This is a genomic window from Maribacter arcticus (genome assembly GCF_900167935.1).
In the GTDB taxonomy this organism is placed as follows: domain Bacteria; phylum Bacteroidota; class Bacteroidia; order Flavobacteriales; family Flavobacteriaceae; genus Maribacter; species Maribacter arcticus.
Genome location: NZ_FUYL01000001.1, coordinates 114,013 through 127,214 on the forward strand (window position 1 = coordinate 114,013; position 13,202 = coordinate 127,214).

Here is a 13,202-nt window from a genome sequence, read left to right on the forward strand (position 1 = left end):
TTTTATGCGCACCGAATAGGTGACTTTTGTTTTATAAGATTAAAAGTGGTTTATCTAAAGAGGGAGAAGGAGAATATATCCTATCATATCGATTATTAACTAAATCAATATATTTCTCTTTCATAGTATTTGATAAAAAGGAATTATTAACCCATTTTATTGCATTCCCCTTTTTCTTGTAAAAACGATTGAATACACTTGAAATTTGCTTCTCGGTGAGCCCTAGCCCAGTGCCTAGGTTTTCGAAATGCTTTCGTTGGAGTTTACTCTTTTTTCCTTCTATAGTAAGTGCTAACTCTTCGTTATCATCAGGATTGGCAATGGAAACGTTGAGTAAGTCGTATGCAGGTGCTAGAAGCCACCCCCAAGTAGATTTAATCATGGAGAAGTTTTTAAGATGCATATCGTTATTCCCCGTCAAAAAACTAAACAGTGTTAATTCAAAAAAGAAGACCATATCCAATAGTGTATTTGCGGAATGGGTTCGCAAAGCTTTCCCAACTTTTTCCATGGAACTTTTGTACTTGTCAAAAGCTTCCGTTATTTGAAACATGTCTAGCATGTGAATTTTTTGGTCATCTTCTGTTCTGTCTATTCGCTTAGTGATATAAGACAGTTCGCCGGATTGCAATCGAATCAAACTAGAGGGCACGGTCTGTATTCCAAATGTTTCTGCAATGCGCATTGTTAAATGTTCATTTTGGGGCATTTCGGGATAATCGGATGATGGTGGCTTAAAGATGTAATTACCACCTAAAGCACCAACAACTGTCAGTCTAAAATTACCAGCGTCTTTAACTTTATTAATTAAAGACATCGACAACTTGGCCTGCACTCCCGGTACAGATATACTTCGGTCAATAACATTCTTTGCTAGTTCTGACATCTGGTTCAAGGAATATTCCAATTTTGGTGCTTCCTTGGTTCCAAAAAAAGATAAGCTACAAGTTTCGTGAAAATCTGCTTCTCCGCTTAAGCTCTCATAGCAGTATAAACATTTATGCTTCATGATTTTCTTTTAGGGGGTGAACACTCACGGCGCCTATACAATTTTGACAACAGACTAATAGCAACCCCATTCGGTCATTTGGGTTTATCTTCCAATTTTTAGTGGCAATGTTCAGCAACCAACCTTCGGGAATCAATCCTTCAAAAAAAGGAAAAAGTCTATTGTCTTTATAGGGTGCTGATCGGACTGGCATAGAAAACGTCAGAAACTGTTCTGGATAGTTATCTATATAGTCAACATCATATTGAAATACATAGTCGCCATCATTGGTTTCTATAAGTTCACCCGCTTTACTATTGTTGTATAGGATAGTAGCTCTTCTCATTGTACGTCATTTTCAACACTCTCTTTTGTTGCATTTGGAACAGCAGCAAGCGTATGGCCGAACATACTGAGTATGAGGTTGACCTTATCCATATTCAAGTTTGTTTTTCCTTGTTCTATTTTCCGGACAACCGTTAGGGCTACACCTGTTCGTTCCGCAAATTCTCTTTGTGTGAGATTCACCTCTTTTCTGCGTGCTTTTACAAATTCAGATAAAGTACTCATTATATGTTTTTAAATATAATTATGAGTAAATATAATAAATTATATGGTTTTACGTATAATATAACTAAAAATAATATTATTATATGCTTTTAAGTATAAAAATTACTCTACCGTGACGCTTTATTCACTTATTTTGGTATCTATTAAGGAAGATAAAACCATAAATGTATAAAAATATCGATTTTCTATACAAAACGAAAGGGATGTGTATTGATTCAAGTGTTTTGTTATGATTTAAGTATATTTTGATTCTCAAACTAAGCAAACTAAGCCCGTTGCCCTTAATTGCATTCCAGTCAAAGCGCATCATTTAAAAAGTTCTTGAACACCATCCATTTTAAGAAAAATAGCATGAATGAAGTTCGCTTTATACTCTGCTAGTCATACCCGTATCGCTATCGGATAAATCTTTTTATTTTCAACAGTTGTCAAATTTAGTACCCCAGAATATACCTTTCCCTTTTCCGAAACCAAAGGAAACCGATTTGTTCCTAGACGGATTGCATAATCAGGCTCATGCTTCGCACTTTTTATAAATCTTTACTACGCTCAAATCAGTTAAGTGATACAGCATCGAAAAAAGGAAACGCATACGGCACTATGGGAAGTAAAGGGAACTAAAAAGGCATACCCCATTATTTCCGCAGCCAAGAAAGCATTTGTAACTTGACATATGATGTCCGTATTACGATGGACATAAAAAAGGGGAAAGCGCACCGGATATAATAAGTAATGGGTGTTTTTCCCTCATAGATCTTGATACCGAATGCCTTCAAAAAAAATGGAAAGAACTTGAATCAGATCGGAAGCCCAGGGCTGCCGTTTTGAGGAGCGTAGCGGATAAAAAGGAGTAGCAAGAGGGTAACACGCTACGCGATGTTAAGTGCTCCTTTTTATTTATAAAAAATTGAAATTCAACTGTTTATAAATATGTAAAATTATAAGCTTTTTCCGATTTGCGACAAATGACCCGTGAACGCCCATTTCTGGGGAAGGATTTGCGACAAATATCAACGAATGGGAGAATAGGTATGGTCCTTACTGCATAAGTTTCAACATTTAAAAAATATGAGCGGCCCAGAAAAACGTCCGTCAAACAATACCTATCTTGTGTACCGCAAATAAAAACGGACGGTTCATAGAGCGCTCCATTTATCAGGAGGCATTGGAGGAAAACCAAAAAAGAGTGGAGGAAAATCCGGAATACTATAGGCTCAGGCAACAAATAACGGAACATCAGTTCGGCACCCTAAAAAGGCAATGGGGCTTCACCCATACATTGATGAGAGGAAAACAAAATGTACTCCCGGAGGTGAATCTGATAATGATTTGTTACAATCTCAAAAGACTTGTGTCAATTGTTGGCCTAAAAGTGTTGAAAGACAGGCTAAAAAGGCTTGTCAACATGTTTTTTGCCCTGTTAGAGGAAATATCGGCCCCTAGGGCAGACTTCCTTTTATTCCGGATTCCACATCCCCATTCAGCTACAATAGAGAAAACTACCTTAGCTACGCCCTAAATCCCAATCGATTTATTATTTTTAACCCAGATGGAGTTGCTGCGCAAACTCCCGTTGTAAACAATTTATAATGAAAAACATTAACTACTTAAAAAAAATAAGATTTCATTTATTAGTTATACTTGTTCTATTATTAAATATTTCGTGTCTGAATTCACAAGCTTTATTTCAAGAAAATATCAAAGACTGGTTTATAAAGGGAGATGCTAATTGGAATTTTTCTAACAATGAGTTGATTGGGAAAATTAAAAATGGGGCTGGATTTGTAATGACACAACAGAAATATAAAGATTTCATTTTAGAGTTGGAATTTAAACCCGATAGTACTATCAATTCAGGAATTTTTATACGCTGCAAAAATAATGATATCAGCCCTACTGATTGTTATGAAGTAAATATTTGGGATTTACATCCAAATCAGGATTATAGAACTGGGGCAATAGTAATGAAATCTATTCCTTTAGCAATGGTTCAAACAATTGATAAGTGGAATACTTATAAAATTAAAAATGAAAAAGACCATATTCAGGTTTGGGTTAATGGTATTTTGACAGCCGACATCAGAGATAAAGTTCTCACCGAAGGATATATTGGTCTGCAAGCAACGGGAACAGGAGAAATTAGATTTCGTAATGTAAAAATTAAGACCTTGAAAATGGATTAATTTGATAAATCGAATTTTATGATATTCAGTAATAAAAACTGTTTACAATCGAGTAGACGGCCGTGAGCTTTAATACCCCGGGAACGTTAGCAACAATGGAGATTGCGCGACAAAAAACAGGTTTATTGTATCAATCACTTTAAAAATTATTGGCACTTAAAAGCAAATTGGTAGTATACCCTAGTCACATTAGTAACCCAATTTCTTTTGATGAGAAATTAATATGTAATACTCTTGGTGACATCAAAAACAATGTTGAAATATTGCAACTTAATGAAGAAGATTTCATTAATAATTTATTGCAAAAAATTCCTGAAACGCCACCAAATTAAGACGCTACAGTAAAACTAAATTTGAAAGGCAATGCAAAAGTAGAAGATTTAATTGAATTGGAAGCAGGGGCTAATCGTTGTGCCATTTCTTAAAAATTAAAAAATGGAAGGAAAAAACATACAATTAGGCTTAAAGGAAAATTGGAAACAATTTACATTGCTATTAATAGTAAATGCCTTTGTTGGTGGTATGGTAGGATTAGAACGAACCATACTTCCAAAATTAGCAGAAGAAGAGTTTTTAATAGTTGCTACTTCAGTAGTGTTGTCATTTATAATTGTCTTTGGAGTTGTAAAAGCCATTACCAATTATTTTACAGGCGTATTGGCAAATAGCATAGGACGTAAAAATCTATTAATCATTGGATGGATTATTGCTATTCCCATTCCATTTATTTTAATGTATGCCCAGCATTGGAACTGGATTATTTTCGCCAATGTATTGTTAGGGATAAACCAAGGATTAACCTGGTCTAGTACGGTAGTAATGAAAATTGACTTGGTCGGTGAAAAACATCGAGGTTTAGCGATGGGACTGAACGAGTCTTTTGGGTATTTTTCTATTGCATTAGTAGCATTTACAACAGGATGGATTGCTTCTGAATATGGTCTACGTCCGTACCCCTTTTATCAAGGTATTGGCTTTGTGATATTGGGGTTGTTAATTAGCATATTTTTCATAAAAGACACCGCGAAACATGTTGCTGCTGAAACAAAAATCAATAACATAACGTCTCTCAAAAATATCTTTTGGGATACTACATGGCGAGACAACAACTTAGGATCCATTTCTCAAGCAGGTTTTATTAATAACCTTAACGATGGTATGATTTGGGGTGTTCTACCCATTATTTTAGCCAGTAGAGGTTTTAATTTAAAAAATATAGCAATCATCGTAGCTATATACCCCGCGGTTTGGGGCATTGGACAATTAATAACCGGAAAACTATCCGATCACTATAATAAAAAAATGATGTTATTTATAGGGATGGCATTACAAGGTGTATCTCTAATTTTCATGTTTTGGGCAACTACCTATTTTCAATTCATCATTCTTTCGTCACTTTTGGGAGTAGGTACTGCAATTGTATATCCTACTTTTTTATCGGCAATAGCTAGTTTTACAAACCCTAATCAAAGAGCGAAAAGTATAGGTACTTTTAGGCTCTGGAGAGATTTAGGTTACGCTTTTGGCGCATTATTAACCATTATTATAGCGCAATTTTTTGAAATAGATATTACAATTATTGCTATAGGAATATTGACCCTAGCATCATCAATCATTATAAAAATAAGAATGACCTAATATGAACACACCATTTATTTATCTCGACTATAATGCGTCTACACCAAATGATCCTAGGGTTGTAGATGCGATGTTGCCTTTTCTAACGAATCATTATGGCAATCCTTCTAGTATTCACTCACAGGGAATAAAGGCTAAAGAATCTATTGAAAAGGCTCGTAAACAAGTAGCTAACTTGTTAGATGCATCTCCTAATGAAATTGTATTCACTAGTGGAGGAACAGAATCTAACAATTACGCCATTATTGGTACCGCTATATCCAATAAAGAAAAAGGGAATCATATTATTACCTCTTCAGTAGAACACCCTGCTGTTATAGAGGTTTGTAAATATCTTGAAACACAGGGGTTTAAAATCACTTATGTTGATGTGAATAAAAATGGTATTGTAGATGTAAAAGAGCTTGAAAAGGCCATATTGCCAGAAACTATTTTAATTACCATTATGCATGCTAATAATGAAGTTGGCAGCATTCAACCAATAAAAGAGATTGGAGAAATCGCAAAACAACATGGTATTATTTTTCACACAGATGCTGCTCAATCGGTTGGTAAAATAGCAACGAATGTAAAAGAATTAAATGTAGATTTATTAACCATCGCTGGGCACAAAATATATGCTCCAAAAGGCATTGGTGCCTTGTACATAAAGAAAGGAATTACTTTAAGCAAATTAATGCACGGTGCAGGTCACGAATTTAATAAACGGCCTGGGACTGAAAATGTAATGCAAATAGTTGGTTTAGGGAAAGCTTGTGAAATAACAAATCAAGAGTTTAATGAAAACACCTCACAAATGAGGAAAATGAGGGATTATTTGTTAGTTCAATTAAATAGTTTGAATTTTGATTCAATTGTTAATGGAGATGTATCAAGGTCGCTTCCAAATACTTTGAACATGAGTTTTAAAAATATTGATGCTAATACGGTAATTAATGAACTTCGAAACAAGGTAGCTTTATCTGCTGGTTCTGCCTGTCATTCAGGAACAGCAAATTTATCTAATGTTTTAAAAGCGACACTATCCGATTATAATTATGCCAATGGAACATTTAGATTTTCAGTAGGAAAAAATACTACTAAACAAGAAATTGATGATGCAATTATTCACTTTAAGAAAGCATTTGAAAAATTGAAACTTACGAAGTTAAATTATCATTAAAATATAAAGCCCAGTTGCTAATCGAGTAGACGGCTATCCCCATCAGTGAGGAGAGTGCACCTCTCACACCACCGTACATATGGGTCTCGTATACGGCGGTTCGTAAACCGATGGGTTCAGTTCTGGACTTGCAACAAAAAACTGGACAGAATATAAGGCTCAAAACAAGCATTGGTAAGTAATAGATTCTAAACCGGTTGTTTTTTATACTATTTTTTATATTATATGTTCCTATTTTGAAACCTGACTATTCTTATGATTTAACTCAGCTTGTTGCCAACAAGTGGGTAGCATCAATGAGGCTATCCAATTATGGATCTAAGTTATTTATCCTTTATTTAAACTATGACATTTTTTCTTTAGCTTTTTTTGAAATCGTTCAATTTTGGTTGAGCATCACTTCTCCCTGTTGTAATTAGTGAATCAAAAACGGAGAAAGCTTTTTCTATAACTTGTATTTCGTCAGCAAACAACTTTCTTTTGCGAGAAAAGAACTGGTAGCCTTCTATAGCGGAAGCTACCTTCGAAATTCTCACAGATATTTACTTCGCAAAGAGCCTTAGCTTCTAATAATCTACCTTCTTTTTCCAGCTGTTTCGCAATCAAATTTCTATGAACCTGGGTATCGAAATTATTACTCAACCTTTATTTGAACTTACTAAAAATATGCTCTTAATATCGATAGAGACAATTGATGAGCATTTTAAGATAGCACCATTATAACTTTTTTAAAAGAAAAGGGGTTATGAAATAAATTTACGCTAATTCAAAAAAAATATAAAATAGTAAAAACGGTTATCATGCTTTGTCTTAATGTCTTTTTAAATTTAATACAACGTAGAGGTGCCCCCTCTTCTAATTTATTCGGTGTAAAGGATTTTACTACCTTCTGTTCAGACTCTTTCTTAATCTATACTTCAGCTATAAAATATTATTAACTATTATAGTTCTTCAGATAATAATTGTCTACAGAGGTTTCAAAAACACCTTTCGTATATTTGAGACAGAATTGGCATATTCTTTTTTTGCACTCATAACCTTCCACTCCGGATGGTCAACAAAAGTTTTCCAGCTGGCATCATGCTCCTCCATATCCTTAAAGTTCAGCATATAGGTAAGGCATGGTCTATGCGGTCCTATAATCATTTCCCCAAAAAATAAGGGATGTAAGTTTGTTTTTAAAAAAAGATCAATCTCCTCTGTATTGAACATTTTAATCTTGCGTCCTACAGCATCCTCACTATACCCTTCATAAGTCCTTAATTCAAATAATGAGGCTCCATTAATCGGATCTAACATATTGGGCATACCATCAAATGCAAGTAATAGGGAGGAAGTAAACCTGTTATAAACCCTATCATCTTGCGAAAGGGCATTATAACCTGATGCCGCTTTAGTATATTTAGGGTCGGCTTCCAAATTTTGGGCGTCGATGTAAATTTGGCTGTTAGGATAACTTATGATTACCCAAAGTTTAGTCGGGTTAGAATTTCCTAGTTCATTGAAGAGCATAAAATGGTTTGCGCCAAAACGCTTTAGGGTTGGTTGTAGCACATTCTTCAAATAGTCTATAAGAATTTGTTGATCCCCCCCTAATTTAATTTCATAAGTACGGATTTCATAAAGTTCTTTTTCGACTTTATTTTTTAGTATTTCTGAATTGTAGCCAAAGCTTGTCAACGACAAGATGATTGCTGACAGTGCAACGAATATTAAATTTCTTCTTTTCATATGGTATTTGTATTTATATCCTAATTACTGAATCAATTATAAGTTTACTCTTTTGCCTTATTTTACAACTAAATAGATGGTGTCTATAATTTTAAGGTCTTTTACAACTTCTTCTCCATCTACTGGAACTACATTTACGTCAAAAATAATTTGTGCCATGCCATCCATTTGTAAGGTTTGGTCGGTAATATGTGACGCCCTGAGTTCTCCTTTATAGATTCGCCCTTTTATGGGGGCATACCCTGAAGAAGGATGTATTTCGGCAAACCCTTTTTCTCCATTCAATTAAAATACTTTAAATTATTGTTTTTTGGATTTGATGATTTTAGGATTGTCCTTTAATTTGAAAGGCCTTACCAATTAAACCAATGTGTAAATTTTAGGGTAAGCGACCAGCTTTTACCAATATTGGGATCTAATAATTGCATATTGGTGTAGACAATAAACAAATCCGAAGCAGGCTTATAACGCCATTGAAAACGAGAATTGATATTAAAATTATTACTTTGCTCGTTGTACTGGAACAAATTGGAAAAGAAGAGTTTATTGGTAAACGTTATATCTATTTCTGAACCAATCAACCAGAATTCAGTATTGTACCAAGGGTCCGGCAACTGGATATGATTATAACTAAGGTTTGCATTTAAGCTAACATATGGCTGAAATCTATATCCCACTTCTCCAGTTAAACTTGTTCTATTTCCATCTTGATAATAGCCTCCTAATCGACCTTCAAAAGCATAGGTCAGTAAACTTTGAGGTTTGGATTTATATTCCCATCCAAAAGAATTCCATCTATGTTTGGTGCCCGTTGCTAAAGTCGAAATACCAAGCCCGCTAGGGTCGAAAGGGGAAAGTAATTCTACATAATCATCGCCCAAAAAGAATAGTAGGCTGCTTCGCTTTCTAAAATCGATTTTATACTTTAAATAAGCAGTATGATCAGTCTCGTTAAATTGTTCATTGAAATAATAGAATCCGTTTACTTCCGGGCCATGACTAAGTATTAGACCTGCTTTTGGAAAAAACAAATGCCCTACTTTTCCAGATATATTTTTATAGCCTCTTCGCCTTACAAAACCAACTTCCGCGGAGTAATCATGACTAACCCATTCCTCTTGTATGCGCCAGTTCCATTTACGGTTGGTATATCCTATGTGTGCACCTTGGGTAAATCCGCTATCCTCATCCGTAGGGGCAAAGGATTTTAGAAAAAATGCCTTACCATTCCAGGCATTATTTGCAGAAGCCAGATTGTACTCAACACCAAGATTTCTGTTATACTTGGCGTATATATCAACCAACGAATCATTCTCCATTGGATAGTTAATAGATTGTTTGTTCACGAACATCATTCCAATACTACTGCGGCCAAATATTTTTCGCTGTAACGACATTACCGCAAAATTTTGACTGGGTTGCCCAGATTCTTCAATGCTTGCTGTTTGCATATCCATAACGCCCAATCGCCAATTATCGTTAAGGTTACCACTTATACGTGCACCAGCTTGAATAGGTACATTCAGTCCAATTCTTCGGGAGAAAAAAGGTCTAATGGTCTCATATCCAAAATTGGCAAATAAATCTCCATTTTCTAAAAAGAACTGTCTACGCTCTGGGAAAAACAATTCAAAACGGTCTAGATTGGTTACTTGGCGATCTACTTCAACCTGTGAAAAATCAGGATTTACAGTTAAATCAAGATTTAAGGAAGAGGTAAGGCTGAATTTAACATCACCCCCTATTTTTTTGTGTGTGGTGTCTTCACCCTCAAAATCTTTTGCAGTGCCTCCCAGCAAATATGGGATTACGGAAATATTGGTCTTTGGCGAAGGCGGTGGTGCATCCCATACCAATACCCCTGTGTAGGCCAAGGATGCCGTAGGGAATTGCCTTGGGATAGGGGTCCAACTCGATTTTTCGCTCGACTTCAAATCCAACCTACTAAAGTTGATGCCCCATTTTGTTACGCCGTCCTTGTAGCGGATAGATTTAAAGGGGATGGCCATTTCCACGACCCATTTTTCGGGATATTGCCTTACTTTAGAAATCCATTTGCTATCCCAATTAAGGTCTATACTTCCTCCCCCGAACATGGTACCGTCCCACTGTGCCCCAGCGGCATTGGAACCAAAGGAAAAACCGGTAGTCTGATTGTTGAACGGGTCTATGAACAGTAAAAAGTTGTCATTCTTACCAAAGGAGAAATCCCGTCGTAGTGATTCCACATAATATTTACCAGGAACACTGTTAAAAAAGGTGGCGGCCAAGTAAATGTTTTTATCATCATAAGTCATCCTTATCTCCGAAGTTTCATTAGCCTTTCCCGTATCCATAGGCAATACCATAAAGAAATCATCGGCCACATCAGTCTCTTGCCAGGCCCGCTCATCCACAATCCCATCAATGATAACCGGCTGTACTGTTTTTCGGATATGATATTGAAAGGTTTCGTTCTTTTTTTGGGCGTTCACCTGAAATATTCCTAATCCCATGGTGAGGAATAGGATGCTGTTTTTTATCATTCCGTAAAATTTAGTTATTTCATAAAAATTGTTCATAATACTAATAGATCTATCTCTATTTAATTTAAATAGTTTTTATCCATTTTATTTCTCTAATACTGCAATAAAGTCCATTTCGATGCAGGTATACTCTCCTTGGTTGTATTTTAAAGTGGTGATTCAAAGTCATTGTATTCATTGGGGAAGTAAATCCACACGCCTAAAAAAGATTTCAGCACTTTCAGACTGTATCTGAATACGTCCTTTTCTTGGTTTTACATCTGTTGCTTTATTTACAAGAACTCCGTTGAGGAATACCGCTATTTCACCATCTTTTACCACACATTCCAAAAGATTCCATTCCCCTACTGGTTTTTCGATATCATTTTCACCTCTAAAATCTAGGACATCCTTCCAATTTGGATCACGACTATACCAATTGATGCGATTCTCGTTTATAGTTACTTTACGTCCCTCGGGTTGAAAAACAAAAGAGTTTCCTTGTTTTTCTTTTGCTACCGTGCATGTAATTTCAAATTTGTTGCTTCCATCTCCAACTACGATAAAATCTCCAGTACCTCCTTCAATAATCTGGCATTCTATGGATGTCATCCATATGCCCTGAGAATTGCCGTCCTCTCCTTGTGAATGTAATAATATACCACAATCGCGTGCATTCTTTAATCTGGGGGCATAGGTCGTTTGCCCCCATTTAAATTCTGTAATTAGTCTATAATTTTCGTATTCCGTATCAGTAGTTATACATCCCCATTCCTCACCAGAAATTCGGATCATCCCATCTTTTACGGTAAAGACCTTTTTTGGGTCATCATCGCGTCCCCGATTTTGGAGAAAGGTATACCATCCATCCAAGTTGTTTCCATTGAACAATTCAATGGCTTTCTTCCCCATATCCTTTTTTCCTGGGGTAGAACGCATCGCGTTTTGTCCGACAGCATTAACAACAACTGTTATTGAAAATAGCACAAATATCAATATCTTTTTTTCCATGTCATTTTTTTGTTTTTCATATCAATTCATCCTCTTAACCTGCCGTACTTTTTCAATACCATATCAACTAAATTATCATTGGCCTTCGGACTTCCGATATTTACATATACTATATGGACATCAAGATTTATTTTCTTTAACATCTTAAGGAGTTGCCAATCTTTTTCTTCATTCCTTCCATTTATTTAAATTTTTTTAAAAGGAACATAGAGTTTTTGCAGCACTATGATTCTTGTAAACCAATTGTTTATAAATCAATCTCTCTATGCATAAAAGGTAAGATTAGAGTTATACTATTTTCAAAATGCATTACGGCAAAACGGATAATTTAAATAGTTAGTTTATGTTATTTACAAGCGCATATAAAACCGATTATTTGAGAATCTCTTCAATTTTATCAAGTTCGTTTGTGGTAAAGGCTAAGTTTTCTAACGCCTTTACATTATCGAATATCTGTTGAGTTTTGCTTACTCCAATCAAAACAGTGGATACTCGCTCATCCTTTAAAAGCCATGCAAGTGCCATTTGCGCTAAGTTTTGCCCCCTTGCTTCGGCAATAGCATTCAATTTTTTCACTTTTTCCAATATCTCAGATGTAATTTGCTCTTTTTTTAAATACCTACCATCTTTCATAGCTCTTGAATCTTTTGGAAAACCTTCTAGATATTTATTTGTGAGCACACCCTGATGCAAAGGTGAAAATGCAATGGAACCTATTCCTTCATTACCTAAAACATCCAGCAATCCATTCTCGACCCACCTATCGAACATATTATATCTTGGTTGGTGAATCAATAAAGGCGTCCCTAAATCCTTTAAAATGGCATGGGCTCGATCCGTATCTTCCGCACTATACTGTGATATACCCACATACAATGCTTTGCCTTGTTGTACACATTGATGCAATGCACCCATGGTCTCTTCCAAAGGAGTATCTGGATCACGACGATGGCTATAAAAAATATCCACATAATCCAATCCCATTCGTTTTAAACTCTGGTCCAGGCTGGCAATTAAATATTTTTTAGAACCCAGGTCACCATAAGGACCCGGCCACATGTCCCACCCTGCTTTGGTAGATATCATGAGTTCATCCCTGTAATTAGCTAAATCCAATTTTAAAATTCGTCCAAAGCTTTCTTCTGCTGATCCGTAAGGAGGCCCATAATTATTGGCCAGATCGAAATGACAAATACCTTGATTAAAGGCAGTTCTTAAAAGATTGCGTGCGTTGTCAAAATCATCGGAATGGCCAAAATTATGCCATAAGCCAAGTGACAATACGGGGAGTAGAATACCACTATTTCCACAACGGCGATATTGCATGTTATCATACCTATCTTCAGAGGCTGAAAATGGTTTTATTGAAGTACTATTATTTGTTCTCATATATCTTCTGTACGTATTGAACTATT

12 protein-coding genes are annotated in these 13,202 nt (G+C 35.6%); 4 read left to right on the plus strand and 8 right to left on the minus strand.

From position 1 onward, the window contains the following. Positions 1–31: 31 nt before the first annotated feature. Genes B5X55_RS00575 through B5X55_RS00585 form a run of 3 tightly spaced genes read right to left on the minus strand, consistent with a single transcriptional unit; the run spans position 32 to position 1,558 of the window. Positions 32–1,009 (minus strand): HipA domain-containing protein, encoded by a 978-nt coding sequence (locus tag B5X55_RS00575; protein ID WP_079510456.1) that lies wholly within the window; start codon positions 1,007–1,009, stop codon positions 32–34. After that, positions 999–1,334, minus strand: coding sequence for a HipA N-terminal domain-containing protein (locus B5X55_RS00580; RefSeq protein ID WP_079510457.1), 336 nt, complete (start codon positions 1,332–1,334; stop codon positions 999–1,001). The genes B5X55_RS00575 and B5X55_RS00580 overlap by 11 nt, the downstream gene beginning before the upstream one ends. Next, positions 1,331–1,558, minus strand: coding sequence for a helix-turn-helix domain-containing protein (locus B5X55_RS00585; RefSeq protein WP_079510458.1), 228 nt, complete (start codon positions 1,556–1,558; stop codon positions 1,331–1,333). The genes B5X55_RS00580 and B5X55_RS00585 overlap by 4 nt, the downstream gene beginning before the upstream one ends. 1,108 nt (positions 1,559–2,666) lie before the next feature. Here B5X55_RS00585 and B5X55_RS19235 point away from each other — a divergent pair. From B5X55_RS19235 to B5X55_RS00610, 4 genes are all read left to right on the plus strand, one after another. After that, positions 2,667–3,077, plus strand: coding sequence for a transposase (locus B5X55_RS19235; RefSeq protein ID WP_159447509.1), 411 nt, complete (start codon positions 2,667–2,669; stop codon positions 3,075–3,077). Between the two features lie 70 nt (positions 3,078–3,147). Next, the gene (locus B5X55_RS00595; protein WP_079510460.1) at positions 3,148–3,741 is read left to right on the plus strand and encodes a 3-keto-disaccharide hydrolase; all 594 of its coding nucleotides are present in this window, start codon (positions 3,148–3,150) and stop codon (positions 3,739–3,741) included. A gap of 435 nt (positions 3,742–4,176) precedes the next feature. Then, positions 4,177–5,379, plus strand: coding sequence for an MFS transporter (locus tag B5X55_RS00605; protein WP_079510462.1), 1,203 nt, complete (start codon positions 4,177–4,179; stop codon positions 5,377–5,379). A gap of 1 nt (position 5,380) precedes the next feature. Further along, a complete protein-coding gene (locus B5X55_RS00610; RefSeq protein WP_079510463.1) occupies positions 5,381–6,541 on the plus strand; it encodes a cysteine desulfurase family protein in 1,161 nt (386 codons plus the stop codon). 966 nt (positions 6,542–7,507) lie between these two features. On the opposite strand, the gene B5X55_RS00615 is transcribed toward B5X55_RS00610, so the two are convergent. The 5 genes from B5X55_RS00615 to mgrA form a co-directional block, all read right to left on the minus strand. After that, positions 7,508–8,272, minus strand: coding sequence for an NIPSNAP family protein (locus tag B5X55_RS00615; RefSeq protein WP_079510464.1), 765 nt, complete (start codon positions 8,270–8,272; stop codon positions 7,508–7,510). A gap of 57 nt (positions 8,273–8,329) precedes the next feature. Beyond that, positions 8,330–8,557, minus strand: coding sequence for a hypothetical protein (locus B5X55_RS00620; RefSeq protein WP_079510465.1), 228 nt, complete (start codon positions 8,555–8,557; stop codon positions 8,330–8,332). 68 nt (positions 8,558–8,625) lie between these two features. Next, entirely contained in the window at positions 8,626–10,797 is a 2,172-nt protein-coding gene (locus tag B5X55_RS00625) for a DUF5916 domain-containing protein (RefSeq protein WP_143814369.1), read from the minus strand. A 174-nt stretch (positions 10,798–10,971) separates the two neighbouring features. After that, positions 10,972–11,787, minus strand: a complete 816-nt coding sequence (locus tag B5X55_RS00630; RefSeq protein WP_079510466.1) for a 3-keto-disaccharide hydrolase — start codon at positions 11,785–11,787, stop codon at positions 10,972–10,974. A gap of 372 nt (positions 11,788–12,159) precedes the next feature. Continuing rightward, the gene (mgrA, locus tag B5X55_RS00635) at positions 12,160–13,176 is read right to left on the minus strand and encodes an L-glyceraldehyde 3-phosphate reductase (RefSeq protein WP_079510467.1); all 1,017 of its coding nucleotides are present in this window, start codon (positions 13,174–13,176) and stop codon (positions 12,160–12,162) included. Positions 13,177–13,202 lie beyond the last annotated feature (26 nt).

Excerpts from the sequence above, each read along its gene's own strand:
- B5X55_RS00575 (WP_079510456.1), bottom strand. The coding sequence starts at position 1,009 with ATGAAGCATAAATGTTTATACTGCTATGAGAGCTTAAGCGGAGAAGCA.
- B5X55_RS00580 (WP_079510457.1), bottom strand. The coding sequence starts at position 1,334 with ATGAGAAGAGCTACTATCCTATACAACAATAGTAAAGCGGGTGAACTT.
- B5X55_RS00585 (WP_079510458.1), bottom strand. The coding sequence starts at position 1,558 with ATGAGTACTTTATCTGAATTTGTAAAAGCACGCAGAAAAGAGGTGAAT.
- B5X55_RS00595 (WP_079510460.1), top strand. The coding sequence starts at position 3,148 with ATGAAAAACATTAACTACTTAAAAAAAATAAGATTTCATTTATTAGTT.
- B5X55_RS00605 (WP_079510462.1), top strand. The coding sequence starts at position 4,177 with ATGGAAGGAAAAAACATACAATTAGGCTTAAAGGAAAATTGGAAACAA.
- B5X55_RS00610 (WP_079510463.1), top strand. The coding sequence starts at position 5,381 with ATGAACACACCATTTATTTATCTCGACTATAATGCGTCTACACCAAAT.
- B5X55_RS00615 (WP_079510464.1), bottom strand. The coding sequence starts at position 8,272 with ATGAAAAGAAGAAATTTAATATTCGTTGCACTGTCAGCAATCATCTTG.
- B5X55_RS00625 (WP_143814369.1), bottom strand. The coding sequence starts at position 10,797 with ATGATAAAAAACAGCATCCTATTCCTCACCATGGGATTAGGAATATTT.
- B5X55_RS00630 (WP_079510466.1), bottom strand. The coding sequence starts at position 11,787 with ATGGAAAAAAAGATATTGATATTTGTGCTATTTTCAATAACAGTTGTT.
- mgrA (WP_079510467.1), bottom strand. The coding sequence starts at position 13,176 with ATGAGAACAAATAATAGTACTTCAATAAAACCATTTTCAGCCTCTGAA.